The organism is Mesobacillus sp. QJM3NY_10, assembly GCF_056173465.1.
Map to the genome: position 1 here is coordinate 370,648 of NZ_CM149675.1, position 23,901 is coordinate 394,548.

At 35.1% G+C, this 23,901-nt stretch carries 22 protein-coding genes; 12 read left to right on the plus strand and 10 right to left on the minus strand.

From position 1 onward, the window contains the following. Nucleotides 1-95: 95 nt before the first annotated feature. From AC0VX7_RS01890 to rlmD, 3 genes are all read left to right on the plus strand, one after another. A complete protein-coding gene (locus tag AC0VX7_RS01890) occupies nt 96-545 on the plus strand; it encodes a BsuPI-related putative proteinase inhibitor (protein WP_475426404.1) in 450 nt (149 codons plus the stop codon). Nucleotides 546-856: 311 nt separating this feature from the next. After that, nucleotides 857-1,204 (plus strand): hypothetical protein, encoded by a 348-nt coding sequence (locus tag AC0VX7_RS01895; RefSeq protein WP_475426405.1) that lies wholly within the window; start codon nt 857-859, stop codon nt 1,202-1,204. A gap of 133 nt (nt 1,205-1,337) precedes the next feature. Further along, nucleotides 1,338-2,717 (plus strand): 23S rRNA (uracil(1939)-C(5))-methyltransferase RlmD, encoded by a 1,380-nt coding sequence (gene rlmD, locus AC0VX7_RS01900; RefSeq protein ID WP_475428058.1) that lies wholly within the window; start codon nt 1,338-1,340, stop codon nt 2,715-2,717. Nucleotides 2,718-2,736: 19 nt separating this feature from the next. Here the strand turns inward: rlmD and AC0VX7_RS01905 are convergent, their stop codons facing one another. The 7 genes from AC0VX7_RS01905 to AC0VX7_RS01935 form a co-directional block, all read right to left on the minus strand. Further along, nucleotides 2,737-4,221 (minus strand): recombinase family protein, encoded by a 1,485-nt coding sequence (locus tag AC0VX7_RS01905; protein WP_475426406.1) that lies wholly within the window; start codon nt 4,219-4,221, stop codon nt 2,737-2,739. Then, entirely contained in the window at nt 4,218-4,379 is a 162-nt protein-coding gene (locus tag AC0VX7_RS01910) for a hypothetical protein (RefSeq protein WP_475426407.1), read from the minus strand. Before AC0VX7_RS01910 ends, AC0VX7_RS01905 begins: the two co-directional genes overlap by 4 nt. Before the next feature lie 324 nt (nt 4,380-4,703). Then, nucleotides 4,704-6,224, minus strand: coding sequence for a recombinase family protein (locus AC0VX7_RS01915; protein WP_475426408.1), 1,521 nt, complete (start codon nt 6,222-6,224; stop codon nt 4,704-4,706). Beyond that, nucleotides 6,221-7,600, minus strand: a complete 1,380-nt coding sequence (locus AC0VX7_RS01920) for a recombinase family protein (RefSeq protein WP_475426409.1) — start codon at nt 7,598-7,600, stop codon at nt 6,221-6,223. The genes AC0VX7_RS01915 and AC0VX7_RS01920 overlap by 4 nt, the downstream gene beginning before the upstream one ends. Further along, complete coding sequence (locus tag AC0VX7_RS01925) at nt 7,587-8,060, minus strand: recombinase family protein (RefSeq protein WP_475426410.1); 474 nt, start codon at nt 8,058-8,060, stop codon at nt 7,587-7,589. The genes AC0VX7_RS01920 and AC0VX7_RS01925 overlap by 14 nt, the downstream gene beginning before the upstream one ends. After that, nucleotides 8,057-8,233, minus strand: coding sequence for a hypothetical protein (locus tag AC0VX7_RS01930; RefSeq protein WP_475426411.1), 177 nt, complete (start codon nt 8,231-8,233; stop codon nt 8,057-8,059). Before AC0VX7_RS01930 ends, AC0VX7_RS01925 begins: the two co-directional genes overlap by 4 nt. A 54-nt stretch (nt 8,234-8,287) precedes the next feature. Then, nucleotides 8,288-8,425, minus strand: coding sequence for a hypothetical protein (locus AC0VX7_RS01935; RefSeq protein WP_475426412.1), 138 nt, complete (start codon nt 8,423-8,425; stop codon nt 8,288-8,290). A gap of 480 nt (nt 8,426-8,905) precedes the next feature. On the opposite strand from AC0VX7_RS01935, the gene AC0VX7_RS01940 reads away from it, so the two are divergent. The 4 genes from AC0VX7_RS01940 (at nt 8,906) to AC0VX7_RS01955 (ending at nt 15,179) form a co-directional block, all read left to right on the plus strand. Continuing rightward, complete coding sequence (locus AC0VX7_RS01940; protein WP_475426413.1) at nt 8,906-10,399, plus strand: class I SAM-dependent DNA methyltransferase; 1,494 nt, start codon at nt 8,906-8,908, stop codon at nt 10,397-10,399. Beyond that, the gene (locus tag AC0VX7_RS01945) at nt 10,389-11,672 is read left to right on the plus strand and encodes a restriction endonuclease subunit S (protein ID WP_475426414.1); all 1,284 of its coding nucleotides are present in this window, start codon (nt 10,389-10,391) and stop codon (nt 11,670-11,672) included. The genes AC0VX7_RS01940 and AC0VX7_RS01945 overlap by 11 nt, the downstream gene beginning before the upstream one ends. Continuing rightward, the gene (locus AC0VX7_RS01950; RefSeq protein WP_475426415.1) at nt 11,651-14,662 is read left to right on the plus strand and encodes a type I restriction endonuclease subunit R; all 3,012 of its coding nucleotides are present in this window, start codon (nt 11,651-11,653) and stop codon (nt 14,660-14,662) included. The genes AC0VX7_RS01945 and AC0VX7_RS01950 overlap by 22 nt, the downstream gene beginning before the upstream one ends. A gap of 223 nt (nt 14,663-14,885) precedes the next feature. Next, the gene (locus AC0VX7_RS01955) at nt 14,886-15,179 is read left to right on the plus strand and encodes a hypothetical protein (RefSeq protein ID WP_475426416.1); all 294 of its coding nucleotides are present in this window, start codon (nt 14,886-14,888) and stop codon (nt 15,177-15,179) included. Between the two features lie 216 nt (nt 15,180-15,395). Here AC0VX7_RS01955 and herA read toward each other — a convergent pair whose 3' ends face one another. Together herA and AC0VX7_RS01965 are read right to left on the minus strand one after the other, a co-directional pair. After that, nucleotides 15,396-17,129: an anti-phage-associated helicase HerA gene (gene herA / locus AC0VX7_RS01960; protein ID WP_475426417.1), complete on the minus strand. Its 1,734-nt coding sequence runs from the start codon at nt 17,127-17,129 to the stop codon at nt 15,396-15,398. 18 nt (nt 17,130-17,147) lie between these two features. Beyond that, the gene (locus AC0VX7_RS01965) at nt 17,148-18,305 is read right to left on the minus strand and encodes a hypothetical protein (protein WP_475426418.1); all 1,158 of its coding nucleotides are present in this window, start codon (nt 18,303-18,305) and stop codon (nt 17,148-17,150) included. Between the two features lie 231 nt (nt 18,306-18,536). Here AC0VX7_RS01965 and AC0VX7_RS01970 point away from each other — a divergent pair, with 231 nt between their 5' ends. Together AC0VX7_RS01970 and AC0VX7_RS01975 are read left to right on the plus strand one after the other, a co-directional pair. Beyond that, entirely contained in the window at nt 18,537-19,784 is a 1,248-nt protein-coding gene (locus AC0VX7_RS01970) for a hypothetical protein (protein WP_475426419.1), read from the plus strand. Nucleotides 19,785-19,864: 80 nt separating this feature from the next. Beyond that, the gene (locus tag AC0VX7_RS01975) at nt 19,865-20,296 is read left to right on the plus strand and encodes a hypothetical protein (RefSeq protein ID WP_475426420.1); all 432 of its coding nucleotides are present in this window, start codon (nt 19,865-19,867) and stop codon (nt 20,294-20,296) included. A gap of 516 nt (nt 20,297-20,812) precedes the next feature. Here the strand turns inward: AC0VX7_RS01975 and AC0VX7_RS01980 are convergent. After that, nucleotides 20,813-21,433 carry a hypothetical protein gene (locus AC0VX7_RS01980; RefSeq protein WP_475426421.1) on the minus strand — a complete coding sequence of 207 codons (621 nt, stop codon included), beginning with the start codon at nt 21,431-21,433 and terminating at the stop codon, nt 20,813-20,815. 143 nt (nt 21,434-21,576) lie between these two features. Between AC0VX7_RS01980 and AC0VX7_RS01985 the strand changes: the two genes are divergently transcribed. The 3 genes from AC0VX7_RS01985 (at nt 21,577) to AC0VX7_RS01995 (ending at nt 23,632) form a co-directional block, all read left to right on the plus strand. After that, nucleotides 21,577-21,909 (plus strand): PH domain-containing protein, encoded by a 333-nt coding sequence (locus AC0VX7_RS01985; protein ID WP_475426422.1) that lies wholly within the window; start codon nt 21,577-21,579, stop codon nt 21,907-21,909. A gap of 191 nt (nt 21,910-22,100) precedes the next feature. Then, entirely contained in the window at nt 22,101-22,499 is a 399-nt protein-coding gene (locus AC0VX7_RS01990; RefSeq protein ID WP_475426423.1) for a hypothetical protein, read from the plus strand. A 371-nt stretch (nt 22,500-22,870) separates the two neighbouring features. After that, nucleotides 22,871-23,632, plus strand: a complete 762-nt coding sequence (locus tag AC0VX7_RS01995; protein ID WP_475426424.1) for a hypothetical protein — start codon at nt 22,871-22,873, stop codon at nt 23,630-23,632. The last annotated feature ends 269 nt before the right edge of the window (nt 23,633-23,901 follow it).

Here is a 23,901-nt window from a genome sequence, read left to right on the forward strand (position 1 = left end):
TAACTTTTGGTAATTAGTTTAACAATTAATGTAACCTTTTGAAGCATTCTCCTGACAAATATAATGAAGAGTTCAATCAACAGGAGGGTCGGGCGATGAAAAAGTTATTGATGATATTGCTGCTTGGGTTGCTGATGACTGGTTGCGGAACGGGGAACCAGGTTTCGAATAATAGTGAGAATAAGGGAGGTGCCGGAATCGTGGCGGGAGAGATGGCTGCAAGTTTGACAGAGGGAAGTCCGTTAATTTTTCAATATGAAGTGAAGAATCAGACGGAAGAAGAACTGACTATGGAATTTACGAGCTCGCAAAGATACGATTACTCGGTTAAAACAAAGGATGGCAAAGAGGTTTTTCTTTTCTCTAGTGTTGCGTCCTTTTTACAGGCATTGGGAGAAGAGACTGTGAAGCAGGGAGAGTCATTAACCTATGACATCGACCTTCATGAGCTCAATCTTGAAAAAGGTGATTATATTTTGACTGTGTGGATGACTCCAAAAGGCGGAGAGAAGTACGAAATGTCGAAGGAATTCACGGTACAGTAAAAAGGAAAGCGGATGGATTTCTCCTCCGCTTTTTCATTTTAAGAAATCAAAAAGAGCAATGGTGATCGGAATCGTGCTGATTCCCGTTCTTTTTTCCTGCAAGCTTTCTAATTCCTTGATTTTAAGTTCAAGTTCTCCCCTGTCTTCTCACTCTTTTTTTCTATCGTAATTTGAAATGAAAAGATGGTAGTTACCTACATAAGCAGCTGCCCAATTTCATAAAGAGTGGGCCAATAACCCAAACCAATTGCCTAAACTCACATAGGGTGTTAAAGGGACATTACAAACACCCATAGAGAGGGGACAATTTAATGTATATGCATTCACATAACATGCCTTATATGCATGATCCTCGATCCTACGGAACTGGCGCTGCCGGAACTCTGGCGGCTGGTTTATTAGGTGCTGGGATAGGCTATCTGGGAGGACAACTGATTAATGGCGCTGGCTATGGATACTCAGGAGCAGCTGGTTTTGGAGGGTACGGTTATCAAGGGGGTCCGGGATACGGAGGATATGGTTACCAGGGTGGCCCAGGCTATGGTTATCAGGGAGCTCCCGGTTATGGAGCTTATGGATACCAGGGATCACCGGGTATTGGAGGATATGGATACCAGTCGGCACCGTGGTCTGGAGCGTACGGATCGCAGGGCTGGTAATATATTTGAAAAGGGTGCAAAATGGCTTGCCGTTTTGCACCTCAGTTTTGAAACCACGGTAATGCCTTTCGCAATCTTTGTTTTAATATGATAAAATCTGTCTTAGCTAATTCACAGCAAAGGACTTGAAATGATGAGTAAAACAATCCCGGTTAAAAAGAACGATTTTATAGATGTAGTATTTGAGGATTTGACGCACGACGGAGCGGGGGTAGCCAAGGTTGACGGCTATCCGATTTTTGTTCAGGGCGGACTTCCCGGCGAAAAGGCAAACATTAAAGTGACCAAGGTGAACAAGGGTTACGGCTTTGGCCGCCTGATGGAGATCCTTGAAAGAAGTACCTTCCGTGTTGAGTGTCCGGCTGAGGATGCCCATAAATACGGCGGCTGCCAGTTGCAGCATATCAGTTATGAGGGCCAGCTGAAATATAAGGAAAACCAGGTAAAGCAAGTGCTGACGCGAATTGGCAAGCTTGAGGATGTTGTGGTACACCCGATTTTGGGAATGGACAACCCCTGGCATTACCGGAATAAAGCCCAGGTGCCTGTTGGCGAGAAGGATGGCAAGCTCATCGCAGGCTTCTTCAAGCCGCGCAGCCATGAAATCGTTGATACAGACGAAAGCCTGCTCCACCTGGATGAAATCAATGAAGCAATCAAGACGGTAAAAGAAATCGCCAGCGAGCTCGGGATTCAGCCATATAATGAGGAAATCCACAAAGGAGTGCTCCGCCACATCATGGCCCGCTACGGCAGGCAAACGGGCGAGTTGATGGTTGTTATTGTGACCAGAACGAATGAAATTCCTCACCGAAACAAACTAGTGGAGGAAATCATCGCAAGGCTCCCTAAGGTTAAATCAATCGTCCATAACATTAATTCGAAGAAAACGAATGTAATCATGGGGGATAAAACGGAGGTTCTCTGGGGCAGCGAAGTCATCTATGACTATATAGGTGACATCAAATTCGCAATCTCCGCGCGTTCGTTTTATCAGGTGAACCCTGAACAGACGAAAGTGCTTTACGACAAAGCGCTTGAGTATGCTGAACTTACAGGCGAAGAGTCCGTGATTGACGCCTACTGCGGTATCGGCACAATCTCATTATTTTTAGCGCAAAAAGCCAAGAAGGTGTTCGGCGTCGAAATCGTTCCCGAAGCCATCGAAGACGCAAAACGAAACGCCGAACTGAACGGCATCACAAACACAGAATTCGCAGTCGGCGAAGCCGAAACAGTCATACCGGCATGGTACGAAGAAGGCAACAGCGCCGACGTATTGGTCGTCGACCCGCCGCGAAAAGGCTGTGACGAGGCACTGTTGCAGACTATTGTTGATATGAAACCAAAGAAGGTTGTGTACGTGTCGTGTAACCCGGCTACATTGGCTAGGGACCTGCGAATTCTAGAGGATGGCGGATATAAGACCGTTGAAGTCCAGCCCGTAGATATGTTTCCGCAGACGACACATGTAGAGTGTGTCTCGCAACTCATTTTAAAAGAAGGCAACTAACCCTTACGGGAGTTGCCTTTTACATATCTTGTAAAGGATTAACGAAGTTGTAATGGATGTGAATATCGCCGTTTTTATTGCAAGTGATTTGCTTAACTAATGAATGCAGGATTTCTGGAGATAATTCATTCAGAGTTAAGATATCCTTAAGTTTGTTACCGATATGGATGGCATAATTTTCATTTTCGCATTCCTGGATTTTATCTCTAAGTTGGTCTAGCTTTAACTGTAGAGATTTAATTTTGCTATCCGTTATTTCACGATAATCCACTAACTCATCTTGAGTAATGACCTTACTAATGTGCAACTTGACGTATTCAAGCTTCTCCATTTTTAATGACTCTATTTCCGACTGTGCTGCTTTTAGTTCATTAAGAAGGAATTGTTTCTTTTTGTTAAGCTTGTTCAATAACGTTTTTTTATAGCTTTCTTCTTTCAATGTATTAAAAATTGATTGTAAGTCATCCATAATGACTTGCATAAGCTCTTTTTCCCGAATTGCAACACGGTTAGGACAAAAGGACTGGCCGTACCTGATATTTCCTCCGCAACGGTAGCCTTTTTGATTGGCTTTATACCACATTCCCTTTTGACATTCCTCACAGTAAATTACATTTGTGAATAGGTGCTTTTTTGGTGCTGTGGTTGTTCTTGAGCGGCTTTGCAATAAATCTTGCACCGTATTAAAGGTTTCTTTTGGGATTATTGCGGCATGTGTATTTCTTTTTACGACTTGGTTTTCTAGGTCTATTTCACGCCTTTTTGAAGAAGTAACCATAATCGTTTCAGTTCGGCCTTGTACTAGATCACCACAATAATGTCGATTAACTAGTATATTCCTTACTGTTGAACCATGCCATAGCTTAGAAGCATTTTTTTTATTGGCAACTTGAGCCGGGGTAGAAATAGCTTCTTCTGTTAGATTCTTTGCGATTGTATCCATTCCTGTGCCGCTTAGGAATTCATGGAAAATACGGCGAACAATTGTTGGCGTGTTATCATTCTTAATCTTTAGAACACCGTTATCTGAGTAATAACCATAAGGAGGAATAGATCCAACAAATAGACCTCGTTTGGCCTTTGCAGATTTGGCTTGCTTATTCCTGCGGCTACTGTTAGCTGACTCAGTTTCATACAACCATGCAAATAACCCAAAGTTTTGAACATTGCCCTCTACCGTGTTGATCGAGTTATCTAAACAAACGATATGAATGTTATTGAACTGACAGATATCTCTAAGCTCATATGACAGCTTGCCATTGCGTGCCAAGCGGGAAAGCTCTTTAGCTACTATTACATCAAACTTTCCTGCTTTGCCATCTGCAATTAAGGCTTTTAATCCAGGTCGATTCTCTTTCGTTCCTGACTGCTTATCCGTATAAACTTTAACGATTTCCCAATTTTGTTGGGCGGCATAATTTTGGAAAATGTCAATTTGATTATCTATCGATGTCCTTTGTGAATCTAATTCTGTTGAAACACGAGCATAAATTGCACATCTCATGCATAATCACCACCTGGAGTAATTTTTCCATGAGATGCTGGTGAGTTTACCTTACTACTATTGACTAATTTCTCTATTTCTATTTCCACTAATTGCTCAACAAACCGGCTGATGTTAACACTATTACTGGATGTGGCATAAGAACGAATAACTTTCATATTTATTTCCTCTCCCCTAATGTTACTTTCTTCTAGGAATGCTTTAAAGTGAATCTAAGAAAAGGACACCCATTAGCCCATTTAGTTAAATAAAAAAAGCACGCAAAAATCCCTGATAGGGTTTTGCGTGCTTCGCATAACTGAACTAACAACTAATATATTCGGTTTTTTGCCCATGTTATAAAACTAGGTTTCGGTAAGACACACTATTAGGGATCCCTAATAGTGCAGCTTGCCGAAAAATATCGAGGGAAAACTCATGATACCATAGGCTTTCCCTCAATTTAGAATTTAGTTTTTCAAGAGAACAAAAAGCTTATTCGGTTAGGCATCCATCTTTACATCATTATTTTCGGTAAGGTAACCTACTTTACTTTCTAATTGAATGAATGGATGTAACCTAAAATCGATATTAATTTTCTCTTGTTCCAGGTTAATGCTGATCTTCTCAATAAAAGTTAAGGCGATCATTCTTCTCTCGACATCCGACAAATTTTCAAATGAGCTTGAGAGAGACAAGTGTAATGTTAAACGTAAGGATCCTTCGTGGTTAAGTAAATTCGAAACTTGCTCTAATGTGGAAACTATTTCTTTCCGTTTGTCATTTAGTTTCTTTTTTACCTGTTCATAGTGTTTTTCAATCGAAGATGCAAGATCTAAAGATGGAATCATTGTCTCATTATATTTAAGCAACTCTTCTTTCGTTTTTAGCGAATCGAGTTCCTTTTCCAACACCTTCTTCATTTCCTTAAGCCTAATTAAGCCTAAGCGCTCCATTTGGCTCAATGCTGTGGACCATTGTTTTGAAAAACAGTCATTAATTGCAGAGTGGACGTCGTTTAAATCCGCCTTTTGTTTGCAATTAGGGCAATAGTAGTTCTTATATTTACGTTTTCCTTTACCTGGTGTAGAGTCTCTTGTCTTTAATACTTCTTCGCACTTCATGCAGTGTGTTATCGAGCGAAAAGTATAGGGTGTGCTAAATTGTCCGAATTTCTTTTCCAAGTCCTTTGCTTGTTTAACAAGCTCATGTAACTCCCAATTAATTATTGGAGAGTACACAGATGGGTTCCTTAATAAGCTGTTAGGCAACTCACTGCTTATACCCCATACATTGTCCCCAATATAAATCGGGCGTTTAAGTATCGCCTCAACTGTATTCTTGTGCCAATCTTTCCCCCCGCCAGGAGCGGGTACTTTACTCTTGTCGAGAATTTTGGTTATATACTCAATGCTATAACCCCACATATATAAATAATAAATTAATCGCACGATAGGGGCATTTTCATCTTCAATAAATTTTTCATCGGTATCTTTTGAAGCTGGTATCTTTTTTAGTCCAAATGGTGTTCTGCTACCTGGACGTTTATTGTTATTCATTAATGATTTTTGTTTATCTTTGGTTCTTTGAGATTTTGATAATGATTCATAAGAAGCGTTTAACAACTTGAATTGAATGTCGATTTGATACGGATCCCACTCATTATTTGTTGAAGACGAGTAGAATTTAATATTTGGTTTAGCGTGCATTAATGGTTTGTATATCTCATTTACAAAGCTAACGATAGACCGATCAATTCTTGATTCATCGTAGAAAAACACTGCATTAGCCTTATCATTTAGAACTGATTCAAATAATCTCTTGAGTCCATCTCTCTTACTCGCAGGGTTTCGATAGGCACTTACAGCATCATCTATAAACCAATCAACGATGATATATCCCATTCGGTTTGCATGCATCTCTATTTGTTGCTTCTGGAATTCAATTGATTGATTTCCTTTCTGCTTGCGGCTAGAACGTCGGCAATATCCAATAGCTTTTTTTTCTATGTTAATAACTATCACCCCGTTTCATGACCATAAAATTCAGAGTAGTATATTTCAAAGTCTACATAACCATCATGTACCATCACTTCTTTTATAAAGGTTCTTATAAGTAAGTCTTGATATTGGCTCATCTCTGATTCTAACTTTTCAGCTACAAGTTGAACTAAAAACTTGGCTTCTGATATACGCTGCTTAATTACTGCCTCTTTTTCAGAAAGCACTTGATATTCATTTTGTAATGAGTTTAAAGAAGCTAAGTAGTGGTTAGCTTTCTTTTCATCTTTAGCGAAATTCACTTCAGTGAATAATTCCCATTGAAATTGTTCGAATCTTGCTTGAAGGTTTCCTTTTTCAACTTTAAGATTGGCATGACTTTTTTGTAAAAGTGCTAATGCCCGTTTTTCAAGTTGATCAAAATTAGTTCTATTAAATGCATCAGTAACAACATCCTTAATTAATGAGTTCAGATCTTCTATTGAGATAAATATTTTCTTGTGCTTCTTGCACTTTAAACTATTGCCTAAAGAATTGCTCTTTGATAAGGGTTGATGGCAAATATGGCACTTGGGAGTAATCAAAGGCATATCACTGCCTCTTAAGGTATTAAGATTTAAGTTTGGGACTAACTTTTGCAAGTGCTCATGTACATCTTTAAAAATCTCAAAAGAAACTATTGGAGGTACATAATCCAAACGTTCGTACTCTCCGTGTACTCGAACATATCCAGCATAGAAAGGCCTCACTAATATGTTAAACACATCGGAGTCTTTTCTTCCTATTTGTTTTTTGTATTTCAACAATAGCTCTATAAACTCTCTTCCGTTTTTTACTGATAAGCAGTCGGTATATAAATTTCGAATAACATCTTTATATTCTGGATTAATAGTGTAGACTTTCTTACTTGCGCTCTTTTCCACTATATATCCAAAAATACTATGAGGAGCTTTTTCAAAAGCATCTCTTGTACGGTTAGTGATACTCATTCCTTCAATCTGGCTCATCATACCGAATAAGCCTTCAGAATGGATGCCACTTTCTATATCATGATTAAAAGGAAGGTGACCGGTTGCAGTGAAGATAACTTTCACTTTATGAGCATAAATTAATAAGATGATTTCTAAATACTCATAGAATTCTCTTGCTAAACGATCGCGTTGATAAACTATTATGGCATCCACTAGATCATTTCTAATTAGATTTAGCAATTCTTGTAGAGCAGGACGTTCTTCAATTTTATTTTTCATCGCTGAAACACCATCATCACTTAAGATAAGGATTTCATCTGGATGATATTTCTTTCGATAAGGTTTTGCTGCTTCAAGTTGCATGTCTAAACTCTGTTGATCGGAACTAACCCTAGCGTATACGACTACTTTCTTTTTAACTGTTAACATTATTAATCTTCTTAAGAGATTTTTTAATCCTTATGGCAGCTTCTAACCGCTTAGAAATATACTCTTTTTCGATTTCTGCCAAAAGAGCAATTAGAACTCCTGAACTACTGTCCCTTTGTAAATCCTGTTTAAGGGGGAAATGACCATCTGCTGTGAAAATAACATTAACTTTATGAGTTTGAACCAGTTCGAATATTCCTAAGATTTCATTTTGTTTTCTTGTTAAACGATCCATACTATAGACAATTAACGTATCAATTTGATCCTGGGCTATTAAATCAAGTAACTTATCAAAACCTTCTCGTTTTGAAGAATTCTGAACATTAATATCTTTGAAGTACAGAATATCCTCCTCAGGGATTCCCTCTAGGTGGGGTTTCGCAGCTTCAAGTTGAATATCGAAACTTGTATTAATAGAACTTGTTCGTGAATATACGGCTGTTTTCTTGTTATTCATCATTTTGACCTCCTAAACTTTTCATCTGAATAACTTATTAACTTTGCTTCGGTTGAAGCGTCTAGATCAAGTTCTTTTAATATAATACGCTCCACCAATCGCTCAAGCCAAAGCTCTGACTCCTCAGGCATTTCTTGACTAAATGACACCTTTCCAATAGAAAACTTTTTCTCCATACGTGCCTCCTGCCAATCCTTTTTATTACAAAAGATTGACAGAAGGTTTGTACTTTATACTCTTTTCTTTGCCTCGTGGGATAGGGGTAGATCTAACTGGACTGAATCATCAGGATTGATCCGACCAGGAATTAGTTTAATGACCACTCTAGTTTGCATACCTGGAATATCTGATTGCTTATAGTTCTTCATTTTTCTCCTCCATATTTGTTGATGTAAGATAATGCTGTTCAAAATAAGCTAAGACTTCCTTAGACACAAACTTGTTTTGTTTGTTGTGTAAACTTTTAAACCACTCAGGTATAGGTTTGTTTGTGGACACAGATCCTCCTTCCCAGTAAAGAAAAACAAAAAAGCACGCCAGGAAACATGGTTATCGCCCTATGATTAATAGATTGATAACAGCATGTAACCTAGCGTGCTTCGCTTTTAGTTACTTTTTAATTATTTAATTAAGTCCAATATATATCAGGTTATTTTAAAAGGCAATTATAAATACAGAAAAATTTCAAAAACATTTAGTTGTAGTTGAATAGTCTAGAAAAGGTCTTTTAATGGAAGTGTTATAGGAATCATCTTGAAAATAAACGATACAAAGAAATCTATACAAGTTTTTTGATATAATAGGTTTGTAAATAAAATGTAAAATTCATCAATTAAAGGGGATATAAAATGGCTGTTATTGGATTTGAAGAAAAGTTATGGGCAGCGGCTGATAAATTACGAAATAACATGGATTCTGGTGAATATAAACACGTTGTCTTAGGTCTGATTTTCTTAAAATATGTGTCTGATTCATTTCAAGAAAAATGGCAGGAGTTAATGAATATTGATCCTGACTTTGCAGAAGACCGTGACGCATATATGGCAGATGGAGTATTTTGGGTACCTACGAATGCTCGCTGGTCTCATATTGCTGAACATGCAAAAACACCTGAAATTGGTAAAGTAGTAGATACTGCTCTAGATGAAGTTGAAAAGGAAAACCCCACATTAAAAGGCGTACTACCAAAGAGTTACGCACGCCCTGAATTAGATAAGAGAATCCTGGGAGAAATCATTGACTTGTTCACTAATATGAACGTTGGTGGCGCTGAGGCAAGAGAAAAAGATGTGCTTGGACGCGTTTATGAATATTTTCTTGGTAAGTTTGCAGCTAATGAAGGAAAAGGTGGCGGTGAGTTTTATACACCTAAAAGTGTTGTTAAGTTAATGGTAGAAATGATTCAGCCATATAAGGGATATGTTTATGATCCAGCCTGTGGCAGTGGTGGTATGTTTGTCCAATCATTAAAGTTCGTAGAAGAACATAGTGGTAACAAATTTGATATTTCGATATATGGGCAAGAATCAAATCCTACAACTTGGAAATTAGCGAAAATGAACCTAGCTATTCGAGGCATTGAAAGTAATTTAGGGGCTAAAAATGCAGATACATTTCATAATGATTTACACAAGACGTTAAAAGCAGATTTCGTTTTAGCAAATCCACCATTTAATGATAGTGACTGGGGGCAACCACAATTAACTAATGACCCCCGATGGAAATTTGGTACGCCTCCACCAGGAAATGCAAATTATGCATGGCTTGAGCACATGATTGATAAATTGGGGCAAAATGGGAAGGCGGCTATTGTATTAGCGAATGGTTCTTTGTCATCCAATCAATCTAATGAGGGAGAAATTCGTAAAAATATTATAACCTCAGACTTAGTAGAGGCAATTATTGCTTTACCAGATAAGCTTTTTTATACAACCGGTATCCCTGTTTGTGTTTGGGTTTTAAATCGTAACAAGAAAAATAAAGGTAAAACATTATTTATTGATGCAAGAAAACATGGCGAAATGGTTAGTCGAAGATTACGTGAACTCACTGAAAATGATATTAGAAACATTGTCGACACTTTTACGAAATGGCAAGACTTAAAAAATTATAATAATATACAAGGTTTTTGCATAGAAGCTACAATTGAAGATATAAAAAAATATGATTATATTCTAACCCCAGGACGTTATGTAGGGATTGATGAAGAAGAAGAGGAAGAGGAATTATTTGAGGAAAAAATGGATCGATTAACAACAATGCTTGCACAACAATTTGAGGAATCGAGGTCTTTAGAGGAAGAGGTTCGAAAGAAGTTGGAGGAGATTGGCTATGAATTATAAGCTTAAGGAACTTCTTCAAGATAAAGGCTATATTAGAGGGCCTTTCGGTTCAGCTTTAAAGAGGAATGAATTGAAAACGCATGGTATCCCTGTATACGAGCAACAAAATGCGATAAATAATCATAGAAACTTTAGGTATTTTATAGATGAAAATAAACATGAAGAGTTAAAGAGGTTTACGGTAAGACCTAATGACTTATTGATAAGTTGTTCTGGTACTGTAGGAAGGGTTACTTTAATTAAAGAAGATGATCCAATGGGGATTATAAGTCAAGCTCTATTAATATTAAGACCAGACACTTCTAAAATTCTTCCTGAATTCTTGCTATATTTCTTTACATCGTCTCGAGGATACAATTCCATAATTAGCCGGTCTTCTGGAAGTGTTCAAGTTAATATTGCAAAAAGAGAAATCATAGAAGATATCGAAATTGAAGTTCCGAGTAAGGAAGAACAAAGAAGAATTGTTTCTCTACTAAAAACAATTGATAGCAAAATTGAACTTAATAAAAAAACTAACAAAACTATGGAGGATTTAGCACAATCAATTTTTACACGTTGGTTTCTCCATTTTGAGTTTCCAAATGAAGGAGGGTTACCATACAAATCAAGTGGTGGCAAATTAAAGGAAAGTGAAATGGGCCGATTGCCTCAAGGGTGGGAATTAAAGGAGTTAGGTGATGTAGCCCTTATAAATCCTAAAGAGACTTTAAAAAAAGGTGATCATGCTATCTATGTGGAAATGGCAAGTTTACCAGTTAATTCAGCAAGAATTACAAATTATGAAATTAAGCCGTTTTCTGGAGGTACAAAATTTCGAAATGGGGATATATTGTTTGCTCGAATTACCCCAAGTTTAGAGAATGGGAAGACTTCTATCGTGGATTTTCTTGAGGAAGAGCAAGTAGGCTTTGGTTCTACTGAATATATTATCATGAGACCTGCATATTTAAACAGCTATTTCTTATATTGTCTAGCTAGAAATAGTGATTTTAGAAATTACGCAATAAAAAATATGAATGGGTCAACAGGTAGACAAAGAGTCGATGCTAAAATTGTGAAAAAATATAAGATTTGTTGTCCAGATATACAATCACTAGAAAGATTTAATACTTTATGTGAGAGTTTATTTTTAAAAATGAAAAAAAATGATGATGAATCAACTAGTTTGCAACAATTAAGGGATAAGCTTCTTCCTAAGTTAATATCGGGTAAAATACGCATGCCTGAAGAGAAAAAGGAGGTTGAGGAATGTTTACTGAAGAGCAACTAGAAAATGTTGTTTTGGAATATTTTCAAGAGCTCGGATATGAATACCTCCATGGCAGTAGGCTGTCTAGAGATATAAAAGAAGTGTTATTATATGATCGCTTAGAAACTAGCTTAATGAAATTAAACAAGGGCCTCTCGATAGATGTGATTCGAGAGGCTATTCGTAAAATAAGAACGTTTGATACAAATGATGTGTTCACTAACAACAAGGTGTTTTCAAAATATTTATCAGAAACCGTAGAAGTAACTGAGTTTATTGATGGCGAAACTATATATCATCGTGTTTCTCTAGTAGATTGGAGCACACCGGAGAATAATGATTTTCTTGTAGTTAATCAGCTAGAGGTTATAGAAAAAGGTGCTAGGAAAATACCTGATGTTGTTGTCTATGTGAATGGCATGCCCCTAGTTGTTATTGAATTAAAAAGTGCATCTCGTGAGGAAGTTAATACTGACGATGCTTTTAAGCAGTTAAAAAATTACATGAATGTGCACATACCTTCTTTATTTTATTACAATGCCTTTTTAATGATTAGTGACGGTGTTAAAACGGAAGCTGGTACAATCACTGCCCCTCTTGATCGTTTTTCTGCTTGGAAAAAAATAAATGTAGAAGATGCAATTATTGAAAATCGCCCTTTGGATACTATGATGTATGGTCTCTTTAATAAAGAAAGAATGTTAGATGTAATCAAAAACTTTATTCTTTTTACAAATGAAGCGAAGATTATGGCAGCCTACCATCAGTATTATGGTATGAGAAAGGCAATAGCTTCTACGGTGAATGCAACACAAACAGATGGACGTGCAGGCGTTATTTGGCATACTCAGGGAAGTGGAAAAAGCTACTCAATGGTTTTTTTAACTGGGAACTTAGTAAGACATGAGCATCTGAAAAACCCTACAATAATTGTCATTACTGATCGGAATGATTTAGACGGACAATTGTTTTCAACCTTTTCTGGTGCGTCAAATTTTATTAGGCAAACCCCACTTCAAGCTGAAAGTCGCAGTCATATTAAGGAATTGCTTGAAAATAGAAAGACTGGTGGAATCATCTTCTCTACTATTCAGAAGTTTGAGGAAGAGACAGGTTTACTTTCCGAACGGGAGAATATTATCGTTATGGTGGATGAGGCCCATCGTACACAGTATGGGACAGATGCAAAATATGATATAGCAACAGGCGAGCAAAAATATGGTTATGCTAAGTATTTAAGAGATGCAATCCCAAATGCAGCATTTATTGCTTTTACCGGCACTCCCATAGAGACCACTGATAAATCAACAACAGGTCTATTTGGTGAGGTTATTGATGTCTATGATATGACGCAAGCTGTTCAGGATGGTGCGACAGTCAAAATCTATTATGAGTCTCGACTAGCCAAAGTCAAATTAGATGAAACACAGATGAGTGAGATTGATAAAGAATATTGGCGGATGCAAGTAAATGAAGGTGTAGAAGACTACGTTGTTGAAGAAAGTCAGAAGCACCTATCTAGAATGGAACTAATCATCGGTGACAAGGATCGTATAAGACAAGTAGTTGCAGATATCATAAATCACTACGAGGATCGAAAAGACCTTGTAGAAGGTAAGGCAATGATTGTGGCATATTCTAGAAAAACTGCATTTGCAATGTATAAAGAAATAATGGAGCAGCGCCCTGACTGGGAAGAAAAGGTTAAAATTGTTATGACAGCAAATAACCAGGACCCAGAAGAATTAGCAGTATTAGTAGGGAATAAACAGACCCGTAAAGACCGAGAGATCGAGTTTAAAAATGTTGATAGTCCATTTAAAATTGTTATCGTTGTGGATATGTGGTTGACAGGGTTTGATGTTCCTTCATTAGATACGATGTATGTTGATAAGCCAATGAAAGCTCATAACTTAATGCAGGCAATTGCTCGAGTAAACCGTGTATATCCAGGAAAGACTGGCGGACTTGTAGTAGATTATATTGGTCTAAAGAGAAATCTCATGGAAGCATTAAAGACTTATACGAGTCGTGACCAAGATAAAGTACAGGAAAATGAACAAGCAAGGGATATCGCTTTAAATATTCTAGAAGTCCTTCGCAACCAATTCCATAAATTTAACTATAGAGACTTCTTCGGCAATAGTGATAAAAGACGTTATGAGGTAATTAGAGATGGTGCTGAGTTTGCTCAAGCTACAGAAAAAAGAAAGACTCTATTCCTAACAGAAACTAAGAAGTTAAAAGACGTGTATAAAATATGTACAGGGCTATTAACTAAAGAAATTAAAGAAGAAATTGCTTATTTTATTGCTGTTCGTTCCTTTATAATGAAATCATCAAAAACTGGAACTCCAGATTTAAAAGAAGTGAATGAACGGATCTCTAAACTCTTAGAAAATGCAATTCTAGAAGACGGCGTTATGGTATTAACAGAAGCTACAACAAATGAGAGCTTCGATCTGTTAAATGAAGAAAACATTTCTAAGCTTCGAGCCATCCCCCAAAAAAATATCGCAACAACAATTTTAATGCGTGTGATGAAGGAAAAGCTAAAAGACGTTAAAAAGAAGAATATGATAGTTAGTAAAAGTTTTTCGGAACGCTTTGAAAAGATAATTGAAAAGTATCACAATAGGAACGATCATTTAGACGTTTATGAAGTATTTGAAGAGCTTCTAAAGTTTAAAGAAGAACTAGAAGAAGCCATTAATGAAGGAACACAATTAGGATTATCCTATGAGGAAAAAGCTTTCTTTGATGTTTTAGGATCTGACCCAGATATTACGGTTTTACTTGAAGATAAGATATTACTTAATATTGCCAAGGACTTAGCCAAAACAGTAAAAGAGCATCGATCTCATGATTGGGATAAGAAAGAAAGTGCACAAGCCCGCATGAGGTTATACATCAAAAAAGTTCTTCGAAAGTGGGATTACCCACCTAACAAAGAACCAAAAGCTGTAGAAGATGTATTAGAGCAAGCTAAGTTGCAGGCTGCTAATATGTAGGAAGTAGTTACTTTCCTAAATTCATAGTTTTTTGAATGGGCACTCATTAAGAGTGTCTTTTTTCGTTGGTACGCTAAGTAGGAGCATTAAGAGGAGGATGTGCCTTTCAAGGGTATATGACTCCCCTTATCTGGAACTCAAATGGTTCTTAAAGGAGAGCGATTGAGTAATTGGAATAGTTTGTCCTTATGCTTCATATAGTGGCATGAAGGAGGGATAAGACTTGAATGGAAAATATACGATAGTAGGAATTTTAGGTTCGATTATTTTATTTATTACATTAAAAGATATAGATATTGCAGGATATGGTGTAGGCATGTACTTAAGACTAACATTATTATTAAGCTTACCCTTGACAATAGCCTTTATTTCCAATTGGAGTATTGCAGATTATGTAGGAGATGTAAATAATAAGTTAGGCTATAGGATTATAAACTTTATCTTATGGATTTTGCTGAATGCAACGGCTGTATTAATGATTTTTTACGTGTTTAAAAAAATTATATCCAGCATTTAATTGTTGTCTTATTTAAGTTCATACTATTTTAAAACTAAGTTCTTTTATGGCTGGTAACCCATTCTGCTTAGTTTATTAGAGAAGAGTTTCAACAAAAGGGGCCAAAATGATATCTTTGGCCCACCATCTTAATTCACTTTTAATTGATCTATACGAACATTCACCAGGGTTTTATTAATTGTATTAATCATCTAGCTTTCAGGCATAAATAGTAAATTACTTTACCCATTTTTTAAGAAGTCCCTCAAAATCCGTAACAAACCATTCTTTTTTCCACTCCTGTAGGTAAGCGATATCGTTCGAAGAAGGTTGAGGATTACATCTGTCTATCGTTACAAGTGATGGCATTATTATTGAATCACCAATAATTATTGCTTCTCCTTCTTTTAAAGTAGATAATGATTCGGTTAAAGGTCCGACAATATCAGGTAGTAATCTTTTAACATAGTTTTGATCCTCCGGATTAGTTAGTCTCATAGAAATAAAATTACTGCACTGTGAAAATATTGTTTCTGATATCTCAGAAGGTCTTTGACTAACAATCATGGCAGTTACCCCATATTTCCTTCCTTCTTTAGCAATCCTTTCAATTGAAATTCTAGATGCATTATATTTTGCTGATTTTAATTTAGGGACGTATTTATGAGCTTCCTCATAAACAAGAAGTAAAGGCGTTGCTTGCATATCTTGTTTTTCTTCTAACATTTTTTTATAGAAGTATCCGAACTCAAATAACATCCTAGATATTAATGAAACTGTAATACTTAATACTTCAAATGGAACACCACTTAAGTCTAATAATGTTATATTTGATTCCTTTTTTGGAGTGTATCCAATTAGTTGTCTTAATGTGGATTCAAAGGAACTTGTTAATGTTTCACTGCTAAAAAGAAAGTTTAGTCGTTTATCGAAAATTTTATTTCTTATTCTCGAAATGAATTTTTCTAAAGTACCATCATTATAAGTACCTTTATTAATTGTACCTTGTTTTGTTTCTTTAAATTCAAGTTCATTTGTAAAGTAGAAATCAAATTTTTCCTCATCATTAGTAAAAGAACGTTCTTCATTCTCAAAACAAATTTCGTTGGGCTTTTTTGATAGGCGTGTTTCCTTTGATAAATTAATTATGCAAGTTAGCACTTCATGGATTGAAAACATAACAGGTGTGTCAAAAGTGACATTTTCATCAAAACCATTGTGTTTCTGTTTGTTTCTAGTGATTAATCTTCTGAGTATGGAAGTCTGATTATAAGATTGATTCTCTCCAGATTCAACAAACAATTCCTCTAGTTCTTCTCCATTCATTAACCAATATGGTAAAATCAGCTTTTCAACATCAATGTAGTTTGAGTTAGGGAAAGCAGTTTTATATTCTGAATGAATGTCGAACAAAACAATATGGGAGTTATTTAGACCTTCATATCCACTATCTTTCAATGATATTGCTTCTTGAAGTAGTTTAGTAACTGTATGAGATTTACCAGATCCAGTCGAACCAACAACTGCTATATGCTTGTTAAAGAACCTATCTCCATTAACAGGAACATTAATTGATTTGTCCTGTGACAGTTTTGAGAAACAAAACTTTTTATTTTCATCAATAGAATTGTAAATTTTTTGAATCTCATCTTTTCTTGCAAGCTCAACATCAGTTGGAGGTATTGCAATGTTATTTCCGCCTCTACTAAATTTCCCTTCACTGTCTAAAAAACCAATCGGAACAGCTTCAAGAACATAATTACTATCACCTTTGTCTTCTTTTTCGATTGTAAAGTTTTCTATAATACTTAATAAGGCGCAATCTTCACTATCCGATACTCTAAGATATGAGCCCACTGCAAATTTTTCGTTTTCAAGTTTAAAGCGCTCGATGTCTTCAACTTGAATTTTAATTTTATTGGGTAGTACAGAAACCACTTTTGCTATTTTTTCTCCAGGTAAAACTACCATAACTAGAACTCCCTTCCCTTATGATATTATTTGATTAATTTGTTCAACATCCGTTAATTGAATCTTTATATGCTTGTATATGGTTGGTACTTCTATCTTGCTATTTATAAAAAATTGGTAGGTTTCGTGTATAGTTTTACTTCTGAATAAATCCTCTAAGTGATCCTCATCGATAAACCTTACTACTGTATTAATGTCTAAAGGGTTTATTAACTTATCCAATCTAAATTTATCTCCATTAAAGAAAGTTCCATCATTAAAGGGGAAATTTAAATCAATCATTTCTTGTTTTATTAAGTTTAATGTTTTTATATTTATATTTCTAAAACAAACGAAAGGAGCCGGTGATTTATCTTTTCGATAAAACTTCTTACTTAAATTTTGAATAATAGAATGTAATCCGGGGATGTCCCATGATTGATTATTATCAATAATAATAAGTCTTTGAAAGTTAGGTATATTAATTGTTTTTTGAGTGAAGAATGCTTTTTTAATGAATTTCTCGTATGTTTCTTTACTGAGGTAATTATTATATACAGAATAAAAAACCAAATCTTGATACTTCTTAATTAAGTTATCAAGTATTCCTTTGTTAATGAATCTTAATTTTCTTTCTTTAATTACTAAACGGAAAATCTCCGAACGGAAAATCGAATGATAGTAAAGGGACATGTTTCTGTCATTAAGCTCATAGGCCTGTTCTATTTGAATAAGTAGGCTGGTAAACTGCGCTTCATAATCATCTGTAAATTTTAGAATAAATGAATCAACAAACTCATTTTTAATATCTTTAGAAAAGTCATCTTTTTTATTACCTAACAAATTATTCAATTCATCGATGGAAAAGGTCTTTTCTTGGGGTGACATATCCTTGAAATAGCAATATAAGAAATATTTTTTATTCCTGTCCTGTATGAAAAGATTTAGTAGTTGTATTAAAGGAGTTTTTATTTTACTAGGTTTATAATCTTGGGTTTCTTTATGTTTAACTTGAATAACATAATTCTCGGAATCTATATCTTGGACATTCTCAAATTGGATATCTTTATCAGGGTTTTCAAGTATTTGCATAATTGTTAAATCAAACTGGTACATGAATCCTTTTAGTGCGTAATAACCACCATCCTTATCTTGCGGCAGTATATTTGATTCTTTTTCAGTAAGCGACTTTTTCAATAAATCACCTTCCATTCCAATATTTAACTAAAATATATCATATTTTCGACTTAACTCCTTAAATAAAATTTATAGAAAAAATTTTTGATAAAAATAAAATGTCTATCTCACAAACTTGATTTGAAACTTCGGTGCTTAAATGCAGAAGTATCGCTATTAGCGTTTTTCCATAAAATGTTCATTGATTCAGTGTATAATATATCTAATAAAAAGACCGAGGAGATAGTTTAAATGTATAAAGATAAAATGTTAAATAACTCAAATGAAATCAATGAAATTATTGTCTCTAACCCTATAGGCGATGAGCTTTATTTGAAAAAAGTAACTGATGATAAATTGGAAGCAAAGAAAAAATACAAGGAGGTCTTTGTATCTGACTTGTCATTAATGACGGGTAACGTTTCACAAACGGCATTGCAAGTTGCTAATCAAGGAATGACTTTAGCTCAAATTGCAAAACAAGCACCTAATGGCTTGTTTACTGCTACTGCAAATCCCGCCAATTTGTCTAAATTTGCAAATGGAACTACATCAACAATGGTGCGAGATGCGTCTGGGCGTCTAGTCGAGCATGCTGGTTTTGCTGAAGTTGGTTTAAGGGCTTCAATGATGAATCCGGCCATTTATCTATCGGCAGGAATGCAAGTGATGTCAGCTGTTTCAGGGACATATTATTTGAAGGAAATTAATGATCAAATTACAGATATGGATGCGAAATTAGAAGACCTTCAAAAATTTCATCATGATACAAGCATTGGACGTTTGATTGCAGCTAGAAAGGGCTTGTCTGAAATTACAAATAGAGAATTTGTTGATAATACTGATTTATCTGCAATTAGGAACTATAAAAAAACTGCAGATGAAATTCATGAAGAATATATATATCGTTTAAAAAGACAAGAAAGTGAGGATAAGAAGCTTTCGGATGTAAATTACACAATTTTGATTGCTTTTGAGGCTAATAAATTATCTCTGTTTGCAGAACTAATTGAGATTGGTACAAGAATGAAGATTGGTGGTCAAATTGAAATTATTAATGGACTAACAAGCCAATTAAAACAAAATTATACTAATAGCTTTTATCATAATAATGAATTAGAAGTTGAGAAGATCTATTCAATGATACAGCAGCGGAGTAGTAACGAATTGGTTGATAAAAATATCAAATTTGAAAAATCATTAGATAAATTAACTGATAATTATATTTCTACTGGTTGGGGCATTATACCGGAAATTGGAATCAAGATGTTTGTTGCGGGTAAAGCTAAAAGAGATGTTAATAAATCAAAAGAAAAAGTTGAGTTAGAAAAGAAAAGCTTGAGCAAAGTAAAGAAAGGTATGAAACAAAACAAGGAGAGCGATGGAATTGATAATATTATTGATGAAGTCGTTAAACTACAGTATAAAGAAACAGAAATTCTGTATATTCCTACCGAAAATAACAAACAACGAGTATTTGTGCCAATCGAAGATGAGTAGAAAAATAATATAATAATAAGCTATTAAGCCTTCAAGATTATCTTGTTGGCTTTTTTGATGTAAAAATGGAGGCTTGAAAAGTGTATAGTACTTTAAACAGTACAATCAACTTATGGATCGATTTTGGATTACTCTTCATGGAAGTACATCTCATTCAATATACACAGCGGGTGATTGATACAATTGAGATTGATGGACGAGTCATAAAAAAACATGCTGGGATAATTCCAAAAGAAATCTTTAATGCAATGCAAAATCTAATTTTCAAAGCCATTCGAGAACAACCACAGCATCTAAAAAACATTTCTTCACCAATGTACTCTACTGCCAGTCAAACAGGCTACTGTGGCAGCAGCAATATTAGATCCGGTCAATCCTTCTGTCCTAATCATGTTGTAATCCGAGAAAAAGAGCTAATGCAAGTCATTGTGGATGACTTACAAGCACTCTATAATACATTAAAAGAAGTTAACTATGAAAGAAGGTTTGGACAGCACCAGGAAATATGCTGATTTATCATCTGAATGTATCTATCATCCTGACCACCCGCACTTTGACAGAATGCAGCAACTTATTGAGACCTAAAACGCTCTGATTAATCACATATTAAAAGAGAGCGTTTCTCTAAAGAGAGAACTATGCTGTCTCTATTTCATCCGGATAAGTATGATGAATAGTACACATAAAAGGATATCTGCTCCGAAAATGAATTTTTTATTAGGGGAGAAGTGATCTTTGATGTAACCCCTGAGTTAGAAAAAATCTCAAATAATACTTTAATATTGAGTGGCTGATACGATGTACAGTGCCCGGTTTCTTTCTCCGTGGAATTAAATAAGTTAATACCAAAATCAAAACAAATTTTTAAAATGAAAAGCAATCATTACCCTTTCATTGAAGATTTAGACAAGTCATCTCAACTTACTTAACAGAAACGGTTTATTATTGAACTAAAGGAGCTGTAATGGCAAATAATAAAAGTTAAAGGTCTTTATTAATAGAAAAAGCACCCAAAATGGATGACTAGTTTAATTTTCGGTATCTTCAAAAACATTATAATTCATTATTCCGTATGAAATTTCTTTTCCATCATACTCCATGTTACATTCTTCGAGTAATTCATTAGTTTCTTTCACTATTGTTTTAACAATTAAATAAATGAGTTTTAACTCTTCCTCTTGAAAACTTGTAGTAACATTATTATCGTCAAAATTTTTTTGGTAGTTTGAATGGACATATCTATAAGCTACTGCCAATTTGAGTAACCTTTGTGAAGCAAACTCACTTTTACAAATCACCTTATTTACTATATTTTCTTTATTGAATTCAGTAATGGCGCTTTGAATAACCTCTACCGATACTTCTCCGTTTTTATTTCTAGTTATTGAACCAGTTATTTCAAAAAAGGGAACAACTTTTAGCTCGTTTTCAAAACCCCTATATTTTTTAAAAAAATATCTAACATATTCGGATTGAGTAACAATTCCATAAAGAGAAAGATAAAGTTCTTTTAATTGTTCATAATTATGCTTTCTTTTAAACTCTTTTTTATCCTTCCAATTTGCCAAACGTGGACTCAATAAGGTTGTAAGTATAGATACCAGAGCTGCAATAACTGCTCCTATTACGATATAAGATTCTTTTGACAAGTCACAATACCCCTTTGGTTTTAATAAAAAGTCCTCTTGATCGAACATTTTATTACATAATACTACTTTTATTAATCGTTCGACATTTGGAAGGAATATCCTTCTATTATATCGAAATTTGTAACAAGGAGGTGGATAATCGAATGAATTTCAATATTAAAGTTGAAAAAACAGAAAACCAAATCATAATTGAGACTCCATCAGAACTTGGAAATCAAACTTTGAATCTTTTATTAAAAGAAGGTTATACCTTAACTGAATTTTTCCCAGAAGCAATTGGCAGATCTGTCAATAACGGATTTGTTATAGAAAATCCTGACATGAAATATTATAGCCTTATGTTTTTAGCTCAGAAAAAAGAAACTGATATATCTGGTATTGCATGTTGTATTCATCAAAATTTTGGTGGTTATTTAAGTTATCATGGAGAAAATTATGTAATATCATCGGATGAGAATGATTTTGCAACCCTATAATTTTTCGTTCTTGTTAACTTAATATTTAAAAGAAAGCTTTCCTTCGGGCAAAGACTCAATACATTCTTAAACTATAGGGTGCTTTGATCCAACGAGGATTAAGGCATCTTTTTAAAACAGTTGATAGAAATTTATGGTAATATAAATCTAAGAGTTCTAGTTAGATAATACTAGAAAGGAGAAATGCTGAGATGTGGAATAGAAATAAAAGTACAGGTCCTGGCGGGGGAATGTCAACAGGACCAAATGGTGGAATGTCTACTGGCCCAGGGGGTGGAGCATCAACTGGACCGGGAGGAGGACTATCAACCGGCCCTGGTGGGGGTCTATCAACTGGTCCTAGAGGAGGACTATCAACCGGCCCTGGTGGAGGTTTATCAACTGGACCGGGAGGAGGACTATCAACTGGCCCTGGTGGGGGACTATCAACTGGCCCTAGTGGAGGACTTTCAACCGGTCCAGGAGGAGGGCTTTCAACCGGTCCAACTCCATATATGAGTAACATCCCTCCATGGCCTGTATTTGTTAAAGAATTAGAAAAACGTGGTTTAAACCAATATGCTGAATTAATCAGAAAACATCACCTGTAATAATACATTTGGTATTTAGAGAGTACTCTTTAAATAAAAACGTGAAGTGGACAACTCAGAATTAATATGGTGGGAATCCATAGGAGGGTATTTGTCCAAATGGTGCTTGAATGAAGATTAAGCTGCGGTCGCAGCTTTTTTTTGTTGTTCAACTAAAGGGGTGGGGAGTTTAGTTGAAGATTGATGTTAAACTTGTGTTCAATAATCGGCACTTTTTGAAGTGAATAAATCAGAAAAATTGATTATGGCAATGCTAGTATGGTGATTGTTAAAGATTTTACTAGGTTTTGAGGAAGAAGGAAAACCAATATATAAAACATAACTTTTAGGATATTATTCTTTAAATAGATTTCTTGTGAAGGAGAATGCATATGCTTGTTACCCATGATGGAAAGAAAATTTACATACAAGATAACAAAGAAACGTTGGCTTATACAGATTACGATCCAAAACTTTATGAGATTATTAAACAAAAAAGATGGCATAGAAAGAGCAATTATTTATATTGTAACCAGTTAGGAAGATATTTCCATCAAGTGGTTATGGCATTTTGGTACGGTGAAGATGCTTTCAGGAAATCCTTAGAAAATGACTTTGTTGTTGAACATCATAACAATGACGGAGCAAACTGTACCATTCGTAACATGAGTTTTGCCCACAGAGACCATAATCTAATGAAGGCACATTCATTTGACAAGATGAAGCTAAGTGCCATTCCTCTATTTGGCATTAGTTTTGTTAAGGACTTCGACACACAACAATACCAAATTGTAGTGGCGGTTAATCATCCTGCAAGTGTTAATGATAATGGAGAGTGGGTGCCTGTTTCAGCCTTATATTTCTTATATGATGATGATTTTTTTCTCACAATTAGTGATGCTAATATATACATACATGAAATGCAGAAAAATGGAGAGGTTGATATAAAAAAATTACATTTTAAAGATATTAGCTATAAGCCAGCAATTCTAATTGAGAAAACCCCTGAGTTAGAAGGTGCAAGTTTTATTCAAGTAAATGATAAGATGATTTTTCTTCAAGGTAACGATATTGCTTTTATGTATGAAATTTCTCCAGATGAAAGGCTTTTTAAGGAAGGATATGATAATGAAGATACTGAAGCAAAAGGTTAGGAATAATAGGCCTCTAGAAAGTCTAAAAGGGTTTCAATACAGTTAATTACATTAAAGACATGCTAGGTATGAAATAGCATGTTAAAATGTTATTCAACTAACGGGGCTTATCAGGAAGAAAGTGTAAACTCACCAGGCACCTCTTGTATTGCCACATACACTCAACACACTGTGAAGCGGTTGCGAAAATTGTATTAGAATAAATAGGAGAGCCTTATCCTTTGGTGGATAAGGCCTTTTTTTACATAAATATAAAATTGCTAAATAAC